The organism is Bartonella grahamii subsp. shimonis (assembly GCF_036327415.1).
Classification (GTDB): domain Bacteria; phylum Pseudomonadota; class Alphaproteobacteria; order Rhizobiales; family Rhizobiaceae; genus Bartonella; species Bartonella shimonis.
In genome coordinates, this window is sequence record NZ_CP123961.1 from 375,979 (window position 1) to 399,304 (window position 23,326).

20 protein-coding genes are annotated in these 23,326 nt (G+C 35.5%); 11 read left to right on the forward strand and 9 right to left on the reverse strand.

Annotation, left to right across the window (positions count from 1 at the left end):
* Positions 1-132: 132 nt before the first annotated feature.
* Together zapE and QHG57_RS01855 are read right to left on the reverse strand one after the other, a co-directional pair.
* Positions 133-1,332, reverse strand: a complete 1,200-nt coding sequence (gene zapE, locus QHG57_RS01850; protein WP_330168782.1) for a cell division protein ZapE — start codon at positions 1,330-1,332, stop codon at positions 133-135.
* A 97-nt stretch (positions 1,333-1,429) separates the two neighbouring features.
* Entirely contained in the window at positions 1,430-1,975 is a 546-nt protein-coding gene (locus tag QHG57_RS01855; protein ID WP_330168393.1) for an AprI/Inh family metalloprotease inhibitor, read from the reverse strand.
* Positions 1,976-2,200: 225 nt separating this feature from the next.
* Here QHG57_RS01855 and dapF point away from each other — a divergent pair, with 225 nt between their 5' ends.
* From dapF to gloB, 5 genes are all read left to right on the forward strand, one after another.
* On the forward strand, positions 2,201-3,052 hold the full coding sequence (dapF, locus tag QHG57_RS01860; protein ID WP_330168394.1) for a diaminopimelate epimerase: 852 nt from the start codon (positions 2,201-2,203) through the stop codon (positions 3,050-3,052).
* Positions 3,052-4,335, forward strand: a complete 1,284-nt coding sequence (gene mtaB / locus QHG57_RS01865) for a tRNA (N(6)-L-threonylcarbamoyladenosine(37)-C(2))-methylthiotransferase MtaB (RefSeq protein WP_330168395.1) — start codon at positions 3,052-3,054, stop codon at positions 4,333-4,335. The genes dapF and mtaB overlap by 1 nt, the downstream gene beginning before the upstream one ends.
* Positions 4,336-4,349: 14 nt before the next feature.
* Entirely contained in the window at positions 4,350-5,603 is a 1,254-nt protein-coding gene (gene ftsY, locus QHG57_RS01870) for a signal recognition particle-docking protein FtsY (RefSeq protein WP_330168396.1), read from the forward strand.
* Positions 5,600-6,286, forward strand: a complete 687-nt coding sequence (locus tag QHG57_RS01875; protein WP_330169350.1) for a septation protein A — start codon at positions 5,600-5,602, stop codon at positions 6,284-6,286. Before ftsY ends, QHG57_RS01875 begins: the two co-directional genes overlap by 4 nt.
* Before the next feature lie 62 nt (positions 6,287-6,348).
* The gene (gene gloB, locus QHG57_RS01880; RefSeq protein ID WP_330169351.1) at positions 6,349-7,110 is read left to right on the forward strand and encodes a hydroxyacylglutathione hydrolase; all 762 of its coding nucleotides are present in this window, start codon (positions 6,349-6,351) and stop codon (positions 7,108-7,110) included.
* A 955-nt stretch (positions 7,111-8,065) separates the two neighbouring features.
* On the opposite strand, the gene QHG57_RS01885 is transcribed toward gloB, so the two are convergent.
* From QHG57_RS01885 to rho, 6 genes are all read right to left on the reverse strand, one after another.
* Positions 8,066-8,971 carry a ParB/RepB/Spo0J family partition protein gene (locus tag QHG57_RS01885; protein WP_330168398.1) on the reverse strand — a complete coding sequence of 302 codons (906 nt, stop codon included), beginning with the start codon at positions 8,969-8,971 and terminating at the stop codon, positions 8,066-8,068.
* A 41-nt stretch (positions 8,972-9,012) separates the two neighbouring features.
* A complete protein-coding gene (locus QHG57_RS01890) occupies positions 9,013-9,810 on the reverse strand; it encodes a ParA family protein (RefSeq protein ID WP_273722360.1) in 798 nt (265 codons plus the stop codon).
* 6 nt (positions 9,811-9,816) lie between these two features.
* Entirely contained in the window at positions 9,817-10,464 is a 648-nt protein-coding gene (gene rsmG, locus QHG57_RS01895) for a 16S rRNA (guanine(527)-N(7))-methyltransferase RsmG (protein WP_330169352.1), read from the reverse strand.
* Positions 10,464-12,332: a tRNA uridine-5-carboxymethylaminomethyl(34) synthesis enzyme MnmG gene (gene mnmG / locus QHG57_RS01900; protein WP_330169353.1), complete on the reverse strand. Its 1,869-nt coding sequence runs from the start codon at positions 12,330-12,332 to the stop codon at positions 10,464-10,466. The genes rsmG and mnmG overlap by 1 nt, the downstream gene beginning before the upstream one ends.
* Positions 12,333-12,438: 106 nt before the next feature.
* Entirely contained in the window at positions 12,439-13,746 is a 1,308-nt protein-coding gene (gene mnmE, locus QHG57_RS01905; protein ID WP_330169354.1) for a tRNA uridine-5-carboxymethylaminomethyl(34) synthesis GTPase MnmE, read from the reverse strand.
* Positions 13,747-13,777: 31 nt separating this feature from the next.
* Positions 13,778-15,043, reverse strand: coding sequence for a transcription termination factor Rho (gene rho, locus QHG57_RS01910; RefSeq protein ID WP_330168402.1), 1,266 nt, complete (start codon positions 15,041-15,043; stop codon positions 13,778-13,780).
* 557 nt (positions 15,044-15,600) lie between these two features.
* On the opposite strand from rho, the gene QHG57_RS01915 reads away from it, so the two are divergent.
* From QHG57_RS01915 to polA, 6 genes are all read left to right on the forward strand, one after another.
* Positions 15,601-16,425: a pyruvate, water dikinase regulatory protein gene (locus QHG57_RS01915; RefSeq protein WP_330168403.1), complete on the forward strand. Its 825-nt coding sequence runs from the start codon at positions 15,601-15,603 to the stop codon at positions 16,423-16,425.
* 12 nt (positions 16,426-16,437) lie between these two features.
* On the forward strand, positions 16,438-17,034 hold the full coding sequence (locus QHG57_RS01920) for a Maf family nucleotide pyrophosphatase (protein WP_330168404.1): 597 nt from the start codon (positions 16,438-16,440) through the stop codon (positions 17,032-17,034).
* Positions 17,027-17,899, forward strand: coding sequence for a shikimate dehydrogenase (locus tag QHG57_RS01925; RefSeq protein WP_330169355.1), 873 nt, complete (start codon positions 17,027-17,029; stop codon positions 17,897-17,899). The genes QHG57_RS01920 and QHG57_RS01925 overlap by 8 nt, the downstream gene beginning before the upstream one ends.
* Positions 17,896-18,480, forward strand: a complete 585-nt coding sequence (gene coaE, locus QHG57_RS01930; RefSeq protein WP_330168406.1) for a dephospho-CoA kinase — start codon at positions 17,896-17,898, stop codon at positions 18,478-18,480. Before QHG57_RS01925 ends, coaE begins: the two co-directional genes overlap by 4 nt.
* 4 nt (positions 18,481-18,484) lie before the next feature.
* The gene (dnaQ, locus tag QHG57_RS01935) at positions 18,485-19,192 is read left to right on the forward strand and encodes a DNA polymerase III subunit epsilon (RefSeq protein ID WP_330169356.1); all 708 of its coding nucleotides are present in this window, start codon (positions 18,485-18,487) and stop codon (positions 19,190-19,192) included.
* Between the two features lie 301 nt (positions 19,193-19,493).
* Positions 19,494-22,403 carry a DNA polymerase I gene (gene polA / locus QHG57_RS01940; RefSeq protein WP_330169357.1) on the forward strand — a complete coding sequence of 970 codons (2,910 nt, stop codon included), beginning with the start codon at positions 19,494-19,496 and terminating at the stop codon, positions 22,401-22,403.
* Here the strand turns inward: polA and QHG57_RS01945 are convergent.
* Positions 22,369-23,271, reverse strand: a complete 903-nt coding sequence (locus QHG57_RS01945; protein ID WP_330169358.1) for an endonuclease/exonuclease/phosphatase family protein — start codon at positions 23,269-23,271, stop codon at positions 22,369-22,371. The two genes, polA and QHG57_RS01945, sit on opposite strands and share 35 nt — an antisense overlap.
* Positions 23,272-23,326: the final 55 nt, after the last annotated feature.

A 23,326-nucleotide genomic window follows, 5' to 3' on the forward strand; every position in this document is an offset into this window, starting at 1 on the left:
CTGAAACAACTATTAGAAAATTGTCACGATGTATCGATAAAGTGAATTTTAAAAAAATACAACAGAATTATTACATTTCTTTAATTTCAAAGAGTTATTGTTTTTACAGTTTACGTAAAGGTAAAAGTATAATCAATGCTTCTTCTTCAAAAGAAAATGTTCTTCCCAAAGTTTTAAATAATCGTGGCTTTGCATTTCAAAAAGACGTGACTGTGTTCTTTGAAATTCAAATGTTTCCGTAATCTGCGCATGCCCTTTATACAAATTCCCCACCTCTGCCGCTGCCGATATAAATAACCGTATGTGGCGCTCATAAAGAATATCAATAAGCAAAATAAACCGTTTTGTTTCATTGCGACATGTATCATCCATGACCGGTACATTATCAATAAAAATCGTATGATAGCGCTCCCCTAATACCAAATACTCAGCCGCTGCCAAAGGCTTTGCACATAAATCTCCATAATCAAAGCGTGCACATCCTGCACCAACGCGCGGAACAGGAATAAAGCGCCCTTTTATAGAAAGCTCTTCAGATATCTCCTCATGTCCTTGCAATACAAGTGCCCATGCTTGATCCATGCATTCATCTGCTTTTTTCCCTAAAGGTGCTACATAAACATGCTGTAGATTTGATTTTTCAAGACGATAATCTGTTTTTGCATCAAGATTAACAACACAAACATATGCTTTCAAAACTTGAATAAAAGGCAAAAAGAGTTCACGATTTAAACCGCTACAATAAAGGTTATCCGGCGCCACATTTGAAGTCGCAATAAAAAAAATTCCTTTACCAAACAAAGCAGAAACAAGCCGCCCCAATACCATAGCATCAGCAATATCTGTTACACTAAACTCATCAAAACAAAGTACCTTTGCTTCTCGTGCAAGATCTTCAGCAACAGCTAAAATAGGATTATCTTGTTTAAATTTTGCACACCCAGATGCTTGACGATAAAAATTAATACGCTCATGTACATCAGTCATAAAATCATTAAAATGAGCACGCTTTTTATGACCTTCAGGTAAACAAGAAAAGAACAAATCCATCAGCATGGTTTTGCCCCGTCCTACTTCACCATAAATATACAATCCCTGAAAAGAGTCTTTTTCATCCCTTTGTTTTATACCACAAGAAATATTTTGTTTTTTTCTTTTAAATATTCTATTAAAGAAAGAGCAAAATATCCAAGTCCAAGAACGAGAGATATTTTGTTCCGCAATTTTTTTTAATAAATGATCAAAATATTCTGTTATAGCTAATTGAGCAGGATCAAAACGAACCTCTCCTTTAGAGACAAGCTCTTTATAACGTGTTGAAACGAGAATCATCCAAATAACCTTTTTCAAACCGTTCTCAATGAAAAATACAAATATTTTTCACGAATCCGTCCATCTAGCTTATTTTTCATAAACGATCAAAAATGATTTAACGACTTAAAACAACAGGATGATCATCAAGTGTACGTCCCTCAAAACGATCAACACTTGAAGAGTAAAGGGCAAGGATAACACGTCCAGAGTTATTATAAAAATATAATCTTTTTCCTTTAACAGCCCACGATCTCACTTGGGAAACAATTCCTGGACAGTGTAAAGGGCCAGCACGGTACCCTTGTCCAAACTTTGTTTGCGGCGTTGCGATCCGGCAAACTTTTCCCCCCATAGAAAGATTCCATACGCCAGCAATACTTGCGGGAAATAAATCAGTAGCATTACTTGGCAATTCGAGACTAGCCATTCGTCCATCACTCTGAGAATCTCCTTTCTCATACATCGAAGCGTTTTCTGCCTCAGACATCAACGAAGAAGTAGATGACAGATCAGACACTTCCAATGTTGTCATTTGTTGAGATGGATAAAAAACTTCTAATGCGTTACTACCGTCATTACTGTCAAACCGTGTTGTTGAACATCCCCCTAAAAGCATTACAGTTGATAGTGCAACGAAAAACGAAATTTTTGAAAATGACATATCTGTACTTTCTCCCACGACAATAAATAAGTTCACAAAAAAATTAAGTGAATATTTATTATAGTTACAAAGATAAATTAACAAATTAAAAAAAACAGGCTAAAATCACTTATTTTAAACGAAATAATTTATGTACCCAGTTTTATATTTATTAAACACTAGAAATTTATAAGATTTTCAGTCATATATCTCTTTATAAGTAATCATTAGAAATAGAGAAGTTTTATGAAAACGCCATTTAGCAAAATGGACGGTCTTGGAAATCAAATTATTGTTGTTGATATGCGTGAAAGCACTCATGCTCTTACACCACAAGCAATCCTTGCTTTGTCGGCAGATCCTGAAATGCATTTTGATCAAATCATGGCTATCCACACACCAACCCAGAAAAAAGCCGACTTCCGCATTGAAATATGGAATTCTGATGGCTCAAAAGCTAAAGCTTGTGGCAATGGCACCCGCTGTGTCATTGCATGGCTTAAAGACCACAATTTTGGTGAGAAATTTCGTTTAGAAACTCCCGCTGGAATTATTGAAGGGAAATACCAAACCGATAATCTCATCTCTGTTGATATGGGATGCCCAAATTTCAATACAAAAGAGATGCCTGTTTCACGTGAAATAGTTGATACCAATCACGTAGAAATTACGGCTGGTCCCTTAAAAGATGCTTGCCTTATATCTATTGGCAATCTCCATGCTATCTTTTTTGTTGAAAATGATATTCAACATATTCCATTAGAAAAATATGGACCAAAACTTGAACATGACCCCCTGTTTCCCGAACAGTGCAACATTTCCATTGCTTGCATAACGTCAAAGAAAAGTCTAAATTTACGTACCTGGGAGCGAGGAGCAGGATTAACACAAGCATGTGGGAGTGCTGCTTGTGCAAGTGCAGTGGCTGCTTATTGTCGTGGTCTTACACAACGCCATATTGATGTAAACTTACCAAAGGGAACACTTAATATTTTTTACCGAGAAGACGATCACGTTATTATGACAGGACCAATAAAATATCAATTTAGTGGTTTTTTAAGCCCTTTAACAGGGTGCTACAAAAAGGATCACTCCTGATGGCAATAGAAATTGTAACTTTTGGTTGTCGACTCAATAGCTACGAATCGGAAATCATTCGCGAAGAAAGTACTTCTTCAGGACTAGATCAGCTTAAAGATGGTGCTATTATCTTTAATACCTGCGCTGTCACTGCCGAAGCCGTACGACAAGCAAAACAAGCTATCCGCAAAGCACGACGTAAAAATCCTCATGCGCGTATTATTGTAACAGGATGTGCAGCCCAAACAGAAGCACAAAATTTTGCCTCAATGGCAGAAGTGGACCTCGTTTTAGGAAACGAGGATAAACTTCACGCCCATTCTTATCGTCAACTTCCTGATTTTGGTATTAATCATTCCGAAAAGGTACGTATCAATGACATTATGGAAGTACAAAAAATTGCTCCACATATGGTTAGTGCAATGCAAGAGCGCACCCGTGCTTTTGTACAGGTACAAAACGGATGTGATCATCGCTGTACATTTTGCATTATTCCTTATGGACGAGGACCTTCTCGTTCAGTTCCCATGGGTGCTGTCATAGAACAAATTAAAAAGCTGATAGGCGAGGGTATCCAAGAAGTTATCCTTACAGGTGTTGACCTTACAAGTTATGGCCACGATCTTCCTGGAAAAGCTACTCTAGGAAAATTAACTTCAGCAATTTTGCATCATATCCCTGATTTAGCGCGATTACGCTTCTCATCTATTGATTCTATTGAAGCAGACGAAGAACTCATCAATCTTTTAACTTATGAAACAAGGATCATGCCCCATCTGCATTTATCTTTGCAAGCAGGTGATAATATGATTTTAAAACGGATGAAACGGCGTCATCTGCGCGAACATGCCATTCAATTTTGCCAAGAATTGAGTGCCAAACGTCCTACAATGGTTTATGGTGCCGATTTAATTGCTGGTTTTCCTACAGAAACAGAAGAGATGTTTCAAAACAGTCTTGCCTTAATCAAAGATTGTAATTTAACCCATCTCCATGTCTTCCCCTTTAGTCCCAGAGAAGGAACACCTGCCGCACGTATGCCACAACTCGACCGTAAAGTAGTTAAGATGCGTGCTGAAAAATTGCGTAAAGCAGGTGAGGAGGCTTACCAAAAGCATCTTGCTCATTTACAAAACAGTCTACAAACAATTCTCGTTGAAAAAGATGAAATCGGACGAACAGAAGATTATACTCTTGTACAAATTAAAGGTGTAAAAGCAGGAACAATTGTTCAAGCCCTTATCGTTGATCATGATGGCGATAAATTGATTGCTATCCTTCCAAAATTAAACGCTGCTTGAGCAGGAAAATTCTTATGACAAAATCTTTTATTAAAAAAATATTTTCTTTTAACAAATCTCAAGAGCAGAAAAGGGAACAACAGATTTCTATTCCCGATAAAAGCGGTATAATAGAAGAAAATAAAGACAAAAATGAAAGGACAAAAGATAACCAAATCTCTATAGACACAGAAAAAGAAGAACAAACAAAAAATCGAGAGTCAACACTTACAACATATGACGAAAAATCTCCATTTTTAGAATCCCATTCTGATAAAATTCCCCTTTCTGGTAAAATTATTGTCACAGACGACATCCGTGAAAAAAAGAATGAAGAAATTTTATCTGAACCTTCTGTTGAACAAAAAAAGATAGCGTGGTTTGGGCGCCTTAAAAAAAGTCTATCCCTTTCTTCACAACGCCTAAGCGGATCAATTGGCGACCTCTTTGTTAAAAGAAAACTTGATGAAGATACATTGCAAGAGCTCGAAGATATCCTTATCCAAGCTGATCTTGGGGTAGAAACGGCGACACGCATCACAAATACTTTAGCTTCCAGTCGTTACGGAAAGGACCTCTCCCCAGATGATATTCATACTATTGTAGCTGATGAAGTCAAAAAAGTTCTGGAACCTGTTGCAATGCCATTAGAACTTGATCTTAGCTATAAGCCTCATGTTATTTTGCTGGTAGGTGTAAATGGCACTGGAAAGACGACAACAATCGGAAAACTCGCAGCAAAATTAACCACAGGAGGACTAAAAGTTATGCTGGCAGCTGGTGATACTTTCCGAGCCGCAGCTATTGAGCAATTGCATATTTGGGGTAAACGTACTGATTCTCCTGTTATTTCGACAAAATTGGGCGCAGATGCCGCCAGCTTAGCATTTGATGCTTATGAAAAAGCAAAAAAAGCAAACAGCGATGTATTAATTATTGATACAGCAGGGCGTTTACAAAATAAATCTGAATTGATGGATGAGTTGGCAAAAATTATTCGTGTTTTAAAAAAACACACCCCCCAAGCACCCCATACAATCCTTCAAACGCTTGATGCAACTACCGGACAAAATGCACTCAACCAAGTGGAGATTTTCCGTGATATTGCTGGTGTTAATGGTCTAGTCATGACAAAGCTGGATGGAACTGCACGAGGAGGAATTCTTGTCGCTATAGCAGCAAAATATAAATTACCCGTTTATTTTATCGGTATAGGAGAAAATATTGAAGACCTTCAACCTTTTTCTGCTTCTGACTTTGCCGAAACTATCGCAGGAAAACATACATGAAACAGCCTTTATCTAACCTTAATTCACACAATAATTCTGAAAAAAATATGAATAATAATAAGAAAAACCCTCTCTCACCAACATTTAAATTTCTCTTAGAAATGGGTCCATTGGTTGTCTTCTTTTTTGCCAATTATAAGGGAGAATGGTTGATAAAAAACATTGGACTTTTTCAAAATTTTAGTAAACCTATTTTCCCTGCAACAGCTATTTTTATGGTAGCAATTATTATTTCTCTAAGCTTATCATGGATTCTTACAAGACAAATTCCTATTATGCCTCTTATTTCAGGAATATTTGTTTTAGTTTTTGGTTTTTTAACTCTTTGGCTTCATAATGAAACTTTCATCAAAATGAAACCAACGATTATTAATAGCTTATTTGCGCTCATCCTCTTTGGTGGTATGTGTTTTAAAAAACCACTTTTACGTTATGCTCTTGATTCTACCTTAAAACTTGATGATTTAGGCTGGCAAAAACTTACCTATCGTTGGGCATTCTTTTTCGTTTTTCTTGCTCTTTTGAATGAAATCATTTGGCGCAATTTTAGTGATAATTTTTGGACAAGTTTTAAAGTATTTGGCGTCATGCCCCTAACAGTCCTCTTTATGTTTACTCAAATGCCTATCATTATGAAACATTCAAAAGGGCTTTTCACAGAAGAGGACAATTCTGATTCTTAACAAAATTCACTACTATATATTATTTTGTAGATTCATCACAAAACACTGTTCAGGAGAAAAACATGTTGATTGAACAGTTTATTTGTCGAAAAGATAATTTTGGCGTACTCATTCATGATGAAAAAAGCGGCTATACAGCTGCTATTGATGCGCCTGAAAGTAAAGCGATTCATAACGCCTTAAAACGCCGTAACTGGACACTTCAAACTATTTTTGTAACGCATCATCATCACGATCATGTAGAAGCTGTAGAAGAATTAAAACAAGTATATAATGCTATGGTTATCGGACCAGAAGCAGAGAAAGAAAAGATTCATCATCTTGATCAAACACTTCAACCCGATGAAAATTTTTTCTTTGGCACGCACCCGCTTTTAGCTCTTTCAACACCTGGGCACACTTTGGGCGCATTATCTTATTACTTTCCCCAGGAGGGTTTGATCTTTGCTGGAGATACACTTTTCTCTCTCGGTTGTGGACGTCTTTTCGAAGGAACACCTGCTCAAATGCTGAACTCTTTAAAAAAAATTCGTCAACTTCCCGATAAGACACTTCTTTATTGCGGTCATGAATACACCAAAACCAATGCTCTTTTCGCATTAACACTTGATCCACATAATCAAAAACTTCATAAAAGGGTGGAGGATGTTTTTTTATTGTGTGCAAAAAACGCTATGACTTTACCAGTAACCTTAGGGCAAGAAAAAGCTATTAACCCTTTCCTCCGCTGGGATGATAGTACGTTAAGAAAAGAACTTGCGATGGAAAAAGAAACAGATGAAGAAGTCTTTGCTGAAATCAGGAGAAGAAAGGATAATTTTTAACCATGTTGAAACCTGTGTTACTTTTGTTTCCCCTTTTTCTTTTTGTAACATATCCTCAAGTAGCAATGACATCCGATATAGACAATTATCCCTTAACAGAAGACTTGCTTTTTAAAATGGAAAAAATTGTAAAAGATTTGATAAAAGCTCACTAAAAGTTGCAGAAAAATTCAGCATGACAGTAGTATTGAATGGTATGCCTCTTATATTTTTAAACAACCAAAAATAATGGCTATTTAAAAAAACAACAATATCACACCTAAAGATTTTGTTGCTGCCTGCAAGGCGCTCAAACACTTATTAATGATGCTTTTCCAAGTCACTGAAGGCCCAGAAGAAGAGGAACTTTCTCCCAGTGAAAGAGATATAGTTTTAAAGAATCTGGAATTTAGTAAAAAACATATGTGCGAAGTGCATAGAGTTTCAGAAAACGTTCGTCAATAGGATCTGTGCTATTAAACAATTAATTAACTTAGCAACGAAGAGTCTTTGCTGAAATCAGGAGAAGAAAGGATAATTTTTAACCACGTTGAAGTTTGTATTGCATTTATTCCCCTTTTTTCTTTCTATAGTATATACTCAAATAACAATGGCAAAAGGGGATGATAATCTATTTATTCTCTCACCTATCAGCAATCAAAATATCGTTACAAATAATCCTTTAACAGAGAATTTTCTCTAATAAAACAGATAAAAAAAGAAATTGAAGATTTACCTCCAGAGCCAAAGGCATCCAATACCGGAAATGATAACAGCATTGAAGGGCTCATCACCTCCATTTCTGCTAAATCAAAACTAACAGATCCTTTAAGAAAATATATCAAACAACTTTAGCTGCAATAATAGCCTTTAAAGATAAAAAATTCTTTTCAATGAAAAAAATACTATATCTTCAGATAATTTAAATTTCGATCAAAAATATATTGATAGAGTTCTTACTATTTTAGACAATTAATTAGTTTTGCAAACGTCGGCAAATATCATCCAATTGTTCTAGTGAAGAATAGCGTATTTTTAAATCACCACCTTTTTTGCCATGCCGAATAGTCACTTTCATTCCGATCACGTCTGCAAGCAATTTTTCTAGAGATTTTGTTTCTGTATCTTTCTCCATAGTGGTACGTTTTTTAGTTTTAGGATTAGCTTGCTCATATGCAAGTATTTCGGTTTGACGTACAGAAAGCCCTTCACTAATAATTTTTTCGGCTAAATCTTGTGGATTATCAACAGTTATAAGACAACGTGCATGACCAGCAGAGATTTGCCCATCAGTTAAGAATTGTTGTACTTTTGGTGGAAGTTTTAACAAACGAAGCGTATTAGCAACATGACTGCGACTCTTTCCAATAACTTGTGCTAAATCTGCCTGCGTATATCCATGTTCATTTAGAAGCATATCATATCCCTTTGCTTCTTCTATAGGATTAAGATCGGCACGTTGAACATTTTCAATAATAGCCAATTCCAAAGCAGTTTTATCATCAACATCACGAATAATAACTGGCAATTGACTTAAATTTGCACGTTGTGCAGCGCGCCAACGACGCTCACCAGCGATCAATTCAAACCGATGGTGATGATCACGTGATGGTCTTACAATAACAGGTTGAACAACACCATGCTGGCGAATTGATTGTGCTAAATTATCAAGTTCTGAATCGGTAAAATGGCGTCGCGGATTATGCGGATTGCACGAAATAGATTCAAGAGGAACAAATCGTTCAGAAACAGGAGAAACTGTATTGGACTCTGCAAATTTGTCAGTATTTGATGAACGTGTAAGATCGTTGTTTAAACTGATATCCCCAATCAATGCTGCTAATCCACGTCCCAGTCTTTTTTTTGATTGATCATCATTCATAATTTTGCTCTTTGAGTTTTCTTACAAAATTTTTTACATTTTTAAGCAGCAGCACGTGCTTGTTTTTCACGTTGAATCATTTCTGATGCTAGACGTAAATAAGCTTGGCTCCCAGCACATTTGAGATCATAAAGCAACACAGGTTTGCCAAAAGAGGGTGCTTCTGATACTCTTACATTTCGTGGAATAACAGTACGATAAACTTTATCTCCCATAAAAGAACGTACATCTTCAACAACTTGATTTGAAAGATTATTACGTCCATCATACATTGTTAGAACGATACCTTGGATTTCTAAAGATGGATTAAGTACGGATCGCACTTGTTTTACTGTTTCAAGTAATTGACTTAAACCTTCAAGCGCTAAAAATTCACATTGCATAGGCACCAAAACAGAATCTGCTGCTCCCATAGCGTTAAGTGTTAAAAGATTAAGGGAGGGAGGACAATCAATTAAAATATAATTGAATTTTTTTTCCATTTCCGGATCATCATAGAGAGCTTTACGTAAGCGTTGTATGCGATCTTGTGATGAAGAAATTTCCATTTCCACACCTAAGAGATCAAGTGTAGAGGGAACTATATAAAGATTGGGTACTGCTGTTTTTAAAGCCGCCTGTGTAATTGAAACTCCCGAAACCAAAACATCATAAGAAGATAAAGGACGGTTATTACGATCAATCCCTAAACCTGTACTAGCATTACCTTGTGGATCAACATCCATAATCAGAACATTTTCACCAATAGCTGCTAAAGCTGTTGCAAGATTAATTGCTGTGGTTGTTTTTCCGACTCCACCCTTTTGGTTTGCAATAGCGATAATTCGTGTTTCGCTCATTTTGCTCTACCCTCTATATGATCGAATATGAGAAACTTCCAAAATAACAGAATTTTCATCAACTTTACTTTTATGTTTTAACAGATCAAAGTGCCAATTGGCAGAGGCATTTTTTATTTCTGTAGCGTAATCCCGACCTTTTTGCAAAAGAGCAATTGTTTTTTCTGTTAATAAAGGAAAAATAAGTTGTAAGAGAGTATTGAGCGGCGCTAATCCCCGTGCCGTTATAATATCAGATATGGGAATTTTTTGATATACATCTTCAATTCTAGCGTGATAAACTGTTGCTGGAAGATTAAGTTGAGCAATAACTGTTCGCAAAAAAGCAACTTTTTTCCCATTACTTTCAACAAGATTAATATGTCCTACTTTTTTTTCTTTCAAAAAGATAGCAATTACAATTGCAGGAAAACCTCCTCCTGATCCTAAATCACACCAATGTAAAGAATGAGCATACAAAGGAAAAATTTGTGCTGAATCTAGAATATGCCGTGTCCATAGATCTGGTATTGTTGTAGCAGATATCAAATTAATATGTGTATTCCATTGAAGTATTAAAGACTCGAACTGAATTAAATTTTCCATCGTTTCACGTGAAACAGAAGGAACAATATTTAATAATTGTTGATATTTTTTTTCTGTAGAAAAATCCATTAAGCTGTTTTAGCCTTTTCACGTCGTTGACGTTGAATATATGTAATAATAAGCGATAACGCGGCGGGTGTCATGCCATCAATTTTTTGTGCATCAGCAATTGAACGCGGCGACACTTCTTGAATTTTTGATTTAAGTTCATTTGAAAGACCTGAAATTGCCTGAATATCAAGAGAAGAAGGAATTTCTAAACGCTCATCTCTCTGAAGAGAAGCAATATCTTGTGCTTGTTTATCTAAATAAACCGCATATTGTGCCTCAATTTCTAAAGATTCTGCTATTTTAGAATCAATCGTTTGTAATTGTGGCCAAAAATCTGAAAGACGCTCTAAAGTCATATGAGGATAAGCAAGAAAATCATAAGCCGAACGACGAATTCCATCATGATTAACGTGTAATCCATGAGCAGAAGCTTCATTGGGTGTAAAAAAAAGATTTTGACATATTGATCGTGCCTGATCAAGTTGTTGTTGTTTTTTCTGATAACATTCCCAACGTATTTTACTCACAATATCCCATTTTTGTGCCAAAGGTGTTAAACGCATATCAGCATTATCAGATCGTAAAGATAAACGAAATTCAGCACGTGATGTAAACATCCTATAAGGTTCACAAACACCACGTGAAACCAAATCATCAACCATAACACCAATATAAGCGGTAGAACGACTTATAAGTATTTCATCTAATTTACCTACTTTACGTGCTGCATTTAATCCAGCTAAAAGTCCTTGTGCTGCTGCTTCCTCATATCCTGTTGTACCATTAATTTGGCCTGCTAAGAATAAACCCGGTAAAGAACGTAATTCTAAGCTTCTCGTTAATTGTTGTGGATTAACAAAATCATATTCAATAGCATAACCAGGTTGCAAAACTATAGCATTTTCCAACCCTTCAATGGTTTTTAATAGAGAAATTTGTACATCTTCAGGAAGAGAAGTAGAAAGACCATTTGGATAAACAGTATCATCATTTAATCCTTCTGGTTCTAGAAAGATCTGATGTCCATCACGTTCTCCAAATTTCACAATTTTATCTTCAACAGAAGGACAATAACGTGGTCCTAACCCTTCAATATTTCCAGAATATAAAGCAGAACGATAAATATTCTCGCGAATAATTTGATGTGTTCTCTCATTTGTACGTGTTATTGCACATTCAATTTGTGGTTGTTCAATTTTCTCTGTTAAAAGAGAAAAGGGAATGGGATTTTCATCTGCTTGTTGTTTTGGAAGATGATCCCAAGCAATTGTTTTTTTACTCAAACGAGCAGGGGTTCCTGTTTTTAATCGACCAAGTTTTATATGATAATTTTTTAAACGTTTAGCAAGTTGCACACTTGACTGATCTCCCATACGTCCAGCAGCCCATGTTTTATCACCGATATGAATAAAGCCATTTAAAAATGTTCCTGTTGTTAAAACAACAGCACCAGATAAAATTGTTCCTTGTTTTTTTAAAATAACACCTGATACACAATTATCTTTAACAACCAGATCAATAACTTCATCCTCAATAAGAGTAAGATTTTCTTGTTCTTTTAATAATTTTTGAATTGCTTTTTTATAAAGTTGTCGATCCGCCTGTGTCCGTGGTCCTCTTACTGCCGGTCCTTTACGTCTATTAAGTAGTCTAAACTGAATTCCAGCAGCATCTGCTGCTCTTCCCATGAGACCATCTAAAGCATCTATTTCACGAACTAGATGCCCTTTTCCAAGTCCACCAATAGCAGGATTACACGACATTGTTCCCAGTGATGATATTTTATGTGTAACAAGCGCTGTTTTGGCTCCTACACGCGCTGAAGCTGAAGCCGCTTCACAGCCAGCATGACCACCACCAACAATAACAACATCATATGATTGCATTTTATTCATTCCGTAGAAAATATTCTAAGGTTTCACGTGAAACAGAATATAAATTACATAATCTTTATAATCTGTCTATGAAATAATCAATGTTTCACGTGAATCATTATTTACCAACACAAAACTCTGAAAAAATAATATCAAGCAAATCTTCAACATCAATATCTCCTGTAATTTTTCCAAGAAAATCACTTGCACAACGGAGATGTTCTGCACGTAAACTGAGATCAAGAGAATGATAATTAAGAGAATATTCAATCTCTTTAACAGCCTCCTTTAATAATTGAAGTTGTCTTTTACGCGCCGGAACAATATTTCCAATTTCAGAAGCACGATGATGACAAAATGATTCAAGTTCTTTGATAAAATAATCAAAATTTAAACCAGTTAATGCGGAAAATTGTATAGACCAACTCTGATTATTTTTTTCATAAAGATCAAGCTTATTTCCAACACACCATATTTTAGCCGACGTTTCTGGTAAATCAACTTGTTTAGGATTTCCTATATCATAAACCAAAATAACCAAATCAGCTTCCCTAACATGCTGTTTAGCAACTTCTATTCCCATTTGTTCTATTTTATTTTCTGTTTTTCTAAAACCAGCAGTATCCGTTAAAAAAATAGGTAAACCACCAAGAATAATCCTCATTTCTAAAGCATCACGAGTTGTCCCTGCTTCTTCTGTTACAATAGCAACAGATCTTCCTGCAAGACGATTCATAATGCTTGATTTTCCAGAATTTGGAGCCCCAGCAATAACAATTTTTAATCCATCACGTAAAATACTTGCACGCTCTCCTTCAGTAATATATTCTCTAATAGAAGCACAAAGATCTTCCACATCTTTCCAAACTTTATCAGATATTGCGTTGGGAATATCTGCTTCATCAACAAAATCAAGTTCTGCTTCAATAAAAGCACGCGCCTTCATAAGCTTATGACGCCAATCACGATAAAGCGTCGTTAAATTTCCACTTGTACCCATAACAGCTAGACGCCGTTGGCTTTCCGTTTCTGCCTCTATTAAATCAGCAAGACCTTCTGCTTGAACAAGATCTAATTTTCCTTCCATAAAAGCACGCCGTGAAAATTCACCTGCCTCTGCAATACGGCATCCAGAAAATGTCGACAATTCATCGAGAAAACGACTAACAACAGCTTTTCCTCCATGCAAATGGAATTCTGCACAATCTTCCCCCGTAAAACTATGAGGAGCAGGAAAAAAAACAGTTAAACCAGAATCTAAAAAACTACCATCACGAGCAGTAAGATTTCCATAATGCATAAAGCGTGCTTTAGGTAAACGACCACAAAGCGTTTTGACTATATCCACAACATGAGGACCAGAAAGCCGAATGACTGCAACCCCTGAAGGTAACAATCCACTCGAAATAGCAAAGATTGTATCCACAGGTTTTATCCTAATAAAAACTTTAATGACTCTACGTATTCATTGAGTCAAAAAATTCACTATTGTTTTTTGTTTGTTTTAATTTATCAATCAAAAATTCAATTGCATCTGTTACATTCATAGATGCTAAAATACGACGAAGAACAAAAATTTTGTGCAAATCTTGTCGTTCCACTAAAAGTTCTTCCTTACGCGTTCCTGACTTTAAAATATCCATAGCAGGAAAAATACGCTTATCAGCAACTTTTCGATCAAGAACAATTTCCGAATTACCTGTTCCTTTAAATTCTTCAAAAATAACCTCATCCATACGACTTCCTGTATCAATCAAAGCCGTTGCAATAATGGTTAAAGATCCACCTTCTTCAATATTACGTGCTGCACCAAAAAAACGTTTTGGACGCTGGAGAGCGTTTGCATCCACACCACCTGTCAAAACTTTACCTGAAGAAGGAACAACTGTGTTATATGCACGGCCAAGACGCGTAATAGAATCGAGAAGAATAACAACATCACGTCCATATTCAACAAGACGTTTAGCTTTTTCAATGACCATTTCTGCCACTTGTACGTGACGTATTGCAGGTTCATCAAAAGTAGAAGAAACCACCTCTCCTTTCACTGAACGCTGCATATCAGTAACTTCTTCTGGTCGTTCATCTATTAGAAGAACAATAAGGTAACATTCAGGATGATTAGTGGTAATAGAATGAGCAATATTTTGAAGTAAAACTGTTTTTCCCGTTCGAGGAGGTGCTACAATTAATCCTCTTTGCCCTTTTCCTAATGGAGATATTAAATCAATCACGCGTGATGACATATCTTTCTCTGTAGGATCTTGTATTTCCATTTGAAAACGTTCATTTGAATAAAGAGGAGTAAGATTATCAAAATGAATTTTATAACGAATCTTTTCAGGTTTTTCGAAATTAATTGTATTAATTTTAAGGAGAGCAAAATAACGTTCTCCCTCTTTTGGACTACGTATAGGGCCTTCAATGGTATCACCTGTTTTTAAAGAAAAGGCCTGTATTTGCGCAGGTGAAAGATAAATATCATCAGGACCAGGAAGATAATTAGCGTCAGCAGATCTCAAAAATCCAAATCCGTCTTGTAAAACTTCAACAACACCCTCTCCTATAATTTCTACATCTTGTAGGGCAAGTTTTTTCAAGATAGCAAACATTAACTCTTGTTTGCGCATAAGGGAGGCATTTTCGACCTCTAATGTTTCAGCAAAAGAAACAAGTTCAACGGGATTTTTGCTTTTAAGCTCTTGTAGTTTCATTTTTTGCATGAAATATGCTCTTTATAATTAAGGAGAGAATTATCTTAAATAATTTATGGAAAATTATGAATGAAATATTATTAAGAAGAAAAATATTTTACACTCAATTTTTTCAATCTGCAAGTACCATTTATATGAAATTTATTCCTGTAATATTAAGTAATTATATGAAAAATTTGAAAAATATAAAATCCAAAAGTATTTAATTAATTTATAATGAAAATATGAATTAAACTTATAACATCAATGAAGTGCTATTCAAAAGTATTTTTTACAGAAATTTATATTAATAAATTTATACTAAAAGGATTTTTTATTTATAACTGTGTTTAGTGTGGATTATTATTTATGCTTTATTTATCCTCAATTTTTTCCACAAAAGAAACTAAAAAAAGAATAAAAATAACACGATCTTAAAAATATTATCCTCTCTTTTTTTATAAGAGGTGTTAGCTTATCACAAGCATTTAATTTGTGCATAAAAACAGAGAATTTTTCCTAAATTTTAGTTTTATAAAAAGCAGTAAAGATATATACACATTTCTTAACAAGGAGTTAAAATTTTTGTGACAAAAGAAAAAAAATCCTTTCATTTACACATGCTTTCTGATGCAACGGGAGAAACATTAATCTCTGTGGGAAGAGCTGTAGCATCACAGTATACAATGTGTCAGACGACAGAACATATCTATCCTATGATTCGTAATAAAATACAGTTACAAAAAGCTCTTGATGAAATACAACAAGAACCAGGTATTGTTCTTTACACAATGATTGATGAAGAACTTAAACTTCTCCTTCAAAAAAGATGCAAAAAAATAAAAGTTCCCTGCATTGATATATTACATCCTGTTTTGAATGCTTTTCAGTCTTACCTTGGAATGCCAACACATTTACGTGCGAGTGCACAACATGATCTTAATGCAGATTATTTTCATCGTATTGAGGCACTAGATTTTACAATAGAGCATGATGATGGACAGTCTTCCAATAGCTTATCTGAAGCAGATGTGATCCTTGTGGGAATTTCAAGAACTTCTAAAACACCAACAAGTATCTATTTAGCAAATCGCGGAATAAAAACGGCGAATGTTCCTCTTATTCCTAATATTGATTTGCCAGAATCTCTTTTAGAGGCAAAAAATTCTTTAACTATTGGTTTAATTGCTTCAGCTGAAAGAATCTCACATATCCGACAGAATCGAGATTTGGGAGAAGGTTTTGCTCTTGATAGTTATACGAATCGTATCAACATAGCTGAAGAATTAATCTATGCAAAACGCATCTGCGAACGTTTTGGTTGGCCTATTATTGATGTCACAAGACGCTCTATTGAAGAAACTGCTGCTGCAATATTTGAACTTTTATCACGATTTCGTGAAGGAAAATGAGAGAAAATTCTCATGAACGCAGATACGTTAATATTAGCATCTCTTAGTTTTTATCGTGCACAATTATTAAAAAAGGCAGGTTTAAATTTTTTCATTGAAGGAGCTTCTTTTGATGAAAGAGAAATAGAAAAAAAAGCAAAAGAAAAAACACCTAAAGAACTCAGCTGTTTTCTTGCGAGCGCAAAAGCAAAAAATGTTTCAGATCGTTTTCCTGATGCTTTCGTTATTGGCTGTGATCAAGTGCTTGATTTAGAAGGTAAAATTTTCCATAAAGTAACAAATATTGAGGAAGCACATCAACGTTTATGTGAGTTATCAGGAAAAAAACATTCTCTTCATAGTGCGGTAGCTTTATTTAAAAATGGTCAAAAAATTTGGGTTGAAGCTTTTAGTGCACATATGTCTGTTCGTTTTCTTTCGTCAGAGTTTATTGAACGTTATTTAGTACGCGTAGGGAAAGATGTTCTAAACAGCGTGGGAGTATATCAAATTGAAGGGGAAGGGATTCAACTCTTTGAAAAAATTGATGGAGATTTTTTTACCATTGTTGGTTTACCTTTACTGCCTCTACTCGTAAAACTGCGTCATTTAGGAATTATTGATGGTTGACTTAACAATAAAAAAGACAAATTATCCGCGTGCTTTTGTCGTTGGTTCTCCAATTCATCATTCAAAATCGCCCAAAATTCACAATTTTTGGCTTAAACAATACGGTTTACAAGGAGAATATCTTGCACAAGAAGTAACATCTGAAGAATTCAGTCATTTTATTGCGTCTTTACAAAAAATAGGCTTTTGTGGAGGAAATGTTACTTTGCCTTATAAACAGGAAGCTTTTCGTTTAGCAGATTATAAAGATGAAAGAGCAACAATGATTGGTGCTGTTAATACACTTTGGTATGAAGGAGATAAGCTTTGTGCCACAAATAGCGATGCCTATGGTTTTAGCGCTAATCTTGATGATTTTGCATCTGATTGGGGAGGGGAAACAGCTCTTGTTTTTGGAGCAGGTGGTGCCGCACGCGCTATCATATATGCCTTAAAAAAACGCGGATTTAAACAGATTTATTTGATTAATCGGACAAAACAACGCGCCGATAATTTAGCTCAGCATTTTGGAAAATCCATTAAAGTTTACGATTGGCATAAAATCCATGAAATACTTCATCAAGCTGATTTGATTGTTAATACAACCTCTATTGGCATAAAAAATCCAGAAGAAAAAAGTGCTTCTTTTTTTTGCGATTTTAGTAAAGCAAAAAAAACGGCGTTAGTAACAGATATTATTTATACACCATTGATAACTCCTTTTTTACAACAGGCAAAGGCTTGTGATCTCAAGACGGTTGATGGGCTTGGGATGCTTCTACATCAGGCTGTTATAGGGTTTGAACAGTGGTTTGGAATAAGACCACAGGTAACAAAAGCGTTACGGACAGCCATTTTAGAGGATATGGGTGAAAAAAGAGAATGAAAATCATAGGATTAACGGGATCAATTGCTATGGGAAAATCAACAGTTGCTGATTTTTTCAAGCAAGCGGGTATTTCTGTTTTTAGTGCTGATGAAGCAGTACAACAGCTTTATAAAAGTGAGCCAGCTTTGTCATTCATAGAGCTTATTTTTCCTGGTGTTGTTGAAAACGGTGAAGTTAACCGTTTGAAACTTTCTGAGATTTTGATTGATGATAAGGAAAAATTACAAACATTAGAAAAAATAATTCATCCTTTGGTGCAAGAAAAAGAAAGGGAATTTATTGATATAGCGCGTAAACAAGGGAAAAAATTAGTTATCCTTGATATTCCACTCCTGTTTGAAAAAAATGGTGAAAGTCGTGTCGATAGCATAATTGTTGTTTCTGCTCCACCAGAAATACAAAAAGAACGTGTAATGATTCGCCAAGGTATGAATGAGAAAAAATTTGCCTTTATTAACGCTCTACAAATGCCTGATGAAAAAAAACGAGAACGTGCTGATTTTATTATTGATACAGGGAAAGATTTAGAGAATACACGTCAACAGGTTTTTGATGTGATAAAAAAACTAAAGAATTGAAGTCATGCGGGAAATTATTTTTGATACAGAAACAACAGGTTTAGATAAAGAGACAGATCGCATAATCGAAATTGGTTGTGTAGAAATGGTTGATCGTTATCTTACGGGACGCCAATTTCATGTTTATTTAAACCCTGAAGGCGTTATTATTCCTGAGGAAGTTGTAGCAATTCACGGATTAACCAATGAACGCCTAAAAAACGAGAAAAGTTTTAGTGATATTGTTGATGAATTTTTGGAATTTATCAAAGGCGCGACAATGATTGCGCATAATGCGAGTTTTGATATTGGTTTTATTAATGCAGAATTAAAACGTGTCAATAAACCGCTTATTAGTGTTGATAATATTCTTGATACATTGGCCATGGCACGGCGTAAATTTCCTATGGGTCCTAATTCTCTTGATATTTTATGCAAACGTTTTGGAATTGATAACAGCCATCGTGTTTTTCATGGTGCTTTGCTTGATGCAGAGATTCTAGCCGATGTTTATATTGAACTGATCGGTGGAAAGCAAGGTGTATTGGGTTTTGATAACAGGAGGGGTGTTTATGAACATATCCAGAATGATAAAGATACATCTTATGCAGTTAAAATTCGCCCACAAGCTTTACCTTCAAGATTGGGTCCGCAAGAAAAAAGGTTGCATGCTGATTTTATTAACAAGATGGGTGAAAAAGCTCTGTGGAATGACTTCAAAATTCATGAATAACATCGCCTTTTCTCTAAAAAAGTCACTATTTAAATTAAAGAATATGGATGCCAAAAAAACGGTCGTTGTGGGGAGGGGAACACCACAACGACCCTGTCGCTACATCGTACCTCAGCTATCATAGGAGGAGCAAAATGAAAGCTATTAATCCTGTAACAGCAAAGAAAAGCTCTAGGTACTTAATATAAAGTGCAACGACTTCATGTCTTATGAAAAAAAAAAATGGCTTTTTAGAGGCAAAGTGAAAAAAATATATAAGTGTCATTCGTTTTTTTAGCTGAAATGGAGAAATAAAATTGTCATGAAAGCAACAGATCATCTTTTTTTGGTTGACGGATCAGGCTATGTTTTTCGTGCTTATTATGCTTTGCCGCCTTTAAAACGTAAAAAGGATGGACTTCCTGTAGGAGCAGTAGCTGGTTTTTGTAATATGTTATGGAAATTACTTTGTGATGCTCGTAATACAGCTACTGGTATTGTTCCAACACATTTTGCTGTTATTTTTGATTATTCATCTGATACTTTTCGGAAACAAATTTATCCTGAATATAAAGCGAATCGCACTGAACCTCCTGAAGATCTAATTCCTCAATTCGCGCTAATACGCCAAGCAACGAAGGCTTTTAATTTGCCTTGTATTGAAAAGGAAGGATTTGAAGCGGATGATTTAATTGCTACCTATGCAAAATTGGCAACAAAAGTTGGGGCAAAAACAACCATTATCTCTTCTGATAAGGATCTTATGCAACTCGTAAATACGCATGTATCTTTGTATGATGGAATGAAAAACAAGCATATAGGTATCTCAGAAGTTGTAGAAAAATGGGGTGTTGCACCTGAAAAAATGATTGATTTACAAGCATTAATTGGAGATTCAACGGATAATGTACCGGGTATTCCAGGCATTGGTCCAAAAACTGCAGCCCAGTTGTTAGATCAGTTTGGTTCTCTTGATTTTTTATTGCAAAACGTAACAGAAATTAAACAAACAAAACGACGTGAAAACATTCAAGCTTATAGAGAACAAGTTAAAATTTCTCGTGAACTTGTTAGACTTAAAACAGATGTTCCTATAGATAATGGTTTAGATGATTTTATTTTGGAGCCACAAGATGGTCCACGTTTAATTGCTTTTTTGAAAGCAATGGAATTTTCAACATTAACGCGTCGCGTGGCAGAGGCAACGACATGCGATGCAGCTGTTATTGATGCACTTGACATAGATGTTGAATGGGAAAAACTGAGCCACAAGCATGATTCTGATATAGAGAATACTGAGCACACATCTCTCCATGATTTTTCTGAAAATTCTCCACAAGTTTTTGCACAAAAACGTAAAGATCAAGCGCTGACTCAAAAAATTACAAGAGATGCTTATACAACAATTCTTGATGAAGAAATTTTAAAAGAGTGGTTATCACAAGTACAAGAACAAGGCTTTTTCGCTTTTAATACTAAAACAACATCTCTTGATCCGATGCAAGCAAAGCTTGTTGGTTTTTCACTCGCATTACAGTCAGAAAAAGCAGCCTATATACCTCTTGAACATTTTGATGAAGGAAAAGAGGATCTTTTGAGGGGCGGGCGCATTACCTCGCAGATTGAGACCCGAAAAGCTTTAGCACTTTTAAAACCGATATTAGAAGATTCAGCGGTGTTAAAAATTGGTCAGAATATAAAATATGATTGGTTAGTGATGAAGCAATACGACATTGTGATAAACTCTTTTGATGACACCATGCTTTTGTCATATGCTTTGGAAGCTGGAACTTTAACTCATAATATAGATGATTTGTCTGAACGTTGGCTTAAACACAAACCAATTGCCTATAAAGATTTAACGCATAACGGAAAAAAAATTACTTCTTTTGCACAAGTAGATTTAAAACAAGCAACCGTTTATGCGGCAGAAAATGCTGATATAATACTACGCCTTTGGCAAGTATTGAAACCGCAACTTGTTGCTCGGGGTATGACAAAAATTTATGAACGCCTTGATCGACCCCTTGTAGAAGTTCTTGCAAGAATGGAAGAACGTGGGATTCTTATTGATCGGCAGATTTTATTGCGTCTTTCAGGAGAATTGGCACAAGCTGCTTTGATTCTAGAAGAGGAAATTTATAAACAAGCTGATGAAAAGTTTAATCTTGCTTCGCCAAAGCAATTAGGGGATATCCTTTTTGGCAAAATGGGATTACTTGGAGGTGCTAAAACCAAGGGTGGGCAATGGTCAACTTCTGCACAGTCCTTAGAAGAGTTGGCTGCTGAAGGTCATATTTTACCGCGTAAAATTATTGAGTGGCGTCAACTTACAAAGCTAAAATCTACCTATACAGATGCCTTGCCTTCTTATATTTTCCCAAAAACAGGGCGAGTTCACACGAATTATTCTTTGGCAATAACATCAACAGGGCGGTTATCATCATCAGAGCCAAATTTACAAAATATTCCAGTGCGAACTGCTGAAGGACGTAAAATCAGAACAGCTTTTATTGCTCCCAAAGGACATGTGTTACTTTCTGCTGACTATAGTCAGATTGAATTGCGTATTCTTGCACATATTGCGGATATAAAAGCATTAAAAGAAGCTTTTGCTAAAGGGCATGATATTCACGCTATAACAGCATCGCAAATGTTTGGTGTTTCGGTAGAGGGAATGCATTCAGATATACGACGGCGTGCAAAAGCGATTAATTTTGGTATTATTTATGGTATTTCAGCTTTTGGATTAGCCAATCAATTGGGAATTTCACGTCAAGAAGCGGGTCGTTATATTAAACTGTATTTTGAAAGATTTCCAGGAATTAAAGATTATATGGAGAAGACCAAAATCTTTGCACGTGAAAATGGTTATGTAGAAACAATTTTTGGACGTCGTATCCATTATCCAGAAATAAAAGCAAAGAATGCAAAAATTCGTTCCCTTAATGAGCGAGCAGCTATCAATGCTCCAATTCAAGGTTCTGCGGCCGATATTATTCGTCGCGCTATGATACAGATGGAAGGTGCCTTAAAAGAAGAAAAACTATCAGCAAAAATGTTGCTGCAAGTGCATGATGAATTGATTTTTGAAGTACCAGAAGAAGAGAGTAAAAAAACCATAGCTGTTGTTAAAAATATTATGGAAAATGCCACAATACCGGTTTTATCTTTATCTGTACCGCTTGAAGTAAAAGTCATGACGGCTCAAAATTGGGATGAGGCACATTAATTTTTTTATTTTTTTTAAGAATGTTGATTGCGTTGGAAAGATTAAGATAGGCTTTGATAGGCAAATGATCTGAAGCAATGCGTGCAAGCGGTGAATGGTGATTTTCAATACTTGTTATCAATTGGTGGGGAAAAGAAAAAACTCTATCAAGGGCTAACAAAGGAAAGCGAGAGGGAAAGCTTGGTACAACTTCAAAAGTGCTATCAAAATAGGGAGAAAAATGATTTAAAGATGATCTTTTTCCTATCCGCCATTCATTAAAATCTCCTATGAGGAGTGTAGGCATAAGGGAGCGTTTTTGGAAAATTTCAAGGAGCATTTTTGTTTGTTGTTTACGAGAGTAATGTAATAAGCCAAAATGAGCCGCAATAATACGAATAGGACCTGCTGCCATTTCCAACTCTACAATGATAGCCCCACGTGGTTCAATACTAGGAAGAGTGACTTGTAAAATATCACGTACATATCCTTTTCGCAAAAAAAGAGCATTCCCATACCAACCATGGCCATGAGGTGACATAGTATTAAGGGGTACAGGAATCAAACTGGTTTCAGCTTTTAATAGCTGAAGATTAATCAAACCGACGCGTTCCCCAAAACGTTTATCTGCTTCTTGAAGAGCAAGGATGTCAACTTGTAATTCAGTAATAACACGGACAATTCTTGTAGGATTAAAAATTTTATCAACACCTACACATTTATGCACATTATAGGAAGCAACGGTCAGATCATAATTACTATTTTGATTGATGATGTTTGATTGATGATGAGAGCGGCTATGAATTGCATTTAAAAGGGAACTATGGAGTTTTTGTTGGATAAAACCGGTAAACCAAGGGAGTTTTTGCTTATAAGGTATTTTTGTCATTTTGCGAAAAGAATAGTCCCTAAGAGGCAAAGGGTAAAGACTTACACTAAAAATA

Excerpts from the sequence above, each read along its gene's own strand:
- QHG57_RS01885 (WP_330168398.1), bottom strand. The coding sequence starts at position 8,971 with ATGAATGATGATCAATCAAAAAAAAGACTGGGACGTGGATTAGCAGCA.
- dapF (WP_330168394.1), top strand. The coding sequence starts at position 2,201 with ATGAAAACGCCATTTAGCAAAATGGACGGTCTTGGAAATCAAATTATT.
- rsmG (WP_330169352.1), bottom strand. The coding sequence starts at position 10,464 with ATGGATTTTTCTACAGAAAAAAAATATCAACAATTATTAAATATTGTT.
- QHG57_RS01890 (WP_273722360.1), bottom strand. The coding sequence starts at position 9,810 with ATGAGCGAAACACGAATTATCGCTATTGCAAACCAAAAGGGTGGAGTC.
- rho (WP_330168402.1), bottom strand. The coding sequence starts at position 15,043 with ATGCAAAAAATGAAACTACAAGAGCTTAAAAGCAAAAATCCCGTTGAA.
- ftsY (WP_330168396.1), top strand. The coding sequence starts at position 4,350 with ATGACAAAATCTTTTATTAAAAAAATATTTTCTTTTAACAAATCTCAA.
- QHG57_RS01920 (WP_330168404.1), top strand. The coding sequence starts at position 16,438 with ATGAACGCAGATACGTTAATATTAGCATCTCTTAGTTTTTATCGTGCA.
- zapE (WP_330168782.1), bottom strand. The coding sequence starts at position 1,332 with ATGATTCTCGTTTCAACACGTTATAAAGAGCTTGTCTCTAAAGGAGAG.
- QHG57_RS01925 (WP_330169355.1), top strand. The coding sequence starts at position 17,027 with ATGGTTGACTTAACAATAAAAAAGACAAATTATCCGCGTGCTTTTGTC.
- QHG57_RS01875 (WP_330169350.1), top strand. The coding sequence starts at position 5,600 with ATGAAACAGCCTTTATCTAACCTTAATTCACACAATAATTCTGAAAAA.
- QHG57_RS01945 (WP_330169358.1), bottom strand. The coding sequence starts at position 23,271 with ATGACAAAAATACCTTATAAGCAAAAACTCCCTTGGTTTACCGGTTTT.
- coaE (WP_330168406.1), top strand. The coding sequence starts at position 17,896 with ATGAAAATCATAGGATTAACGGGATCAATTGCTATGGGAAAATCAACA.
- polA (WP_330169357.1), top strand. The coding sequence starts at position 19,494 with ATGAAAGCAACAGATCATCTTTTTTTGGTTGACGGATCAGGCTATGTT.
- mnmG (WP_330169353.1), bottom strand. The coding sequence starts at position 12,332 with ATGCAATCATATGATGTTGTTATTGTTGGTGGTGGTCATGCTGGCTGT.
- dnaQ (WP_330169356.1), top strand. The coding sequence starts at position 18,485 with ATGCGGGAAATTATTTTTGATACAGAAACAACAGGTTTAGATAAAGAG.
- gloB (WP_330169351.1), top strand. The coding sequence starts at position 6,349 with ATGTTGATTGAACAGTTTATTTGTCGAAAAGATAATTTTGGCGTACTC.
- QHG57_RS01855 (WP_330168393.1), bottom strand. The coding sequence starts at position 1,975 with ATGTCATTTTCAAAAATTTCGTTTTTCGTTGCACTATCAACTGTAATG.
- mtaB (WP_330168395.1), top strand. The coding sequence starts at position 3,052 with ATGGCAATAGAAATTGTAACTTTTGGTTGTCGACTCAATAGCTACGAA.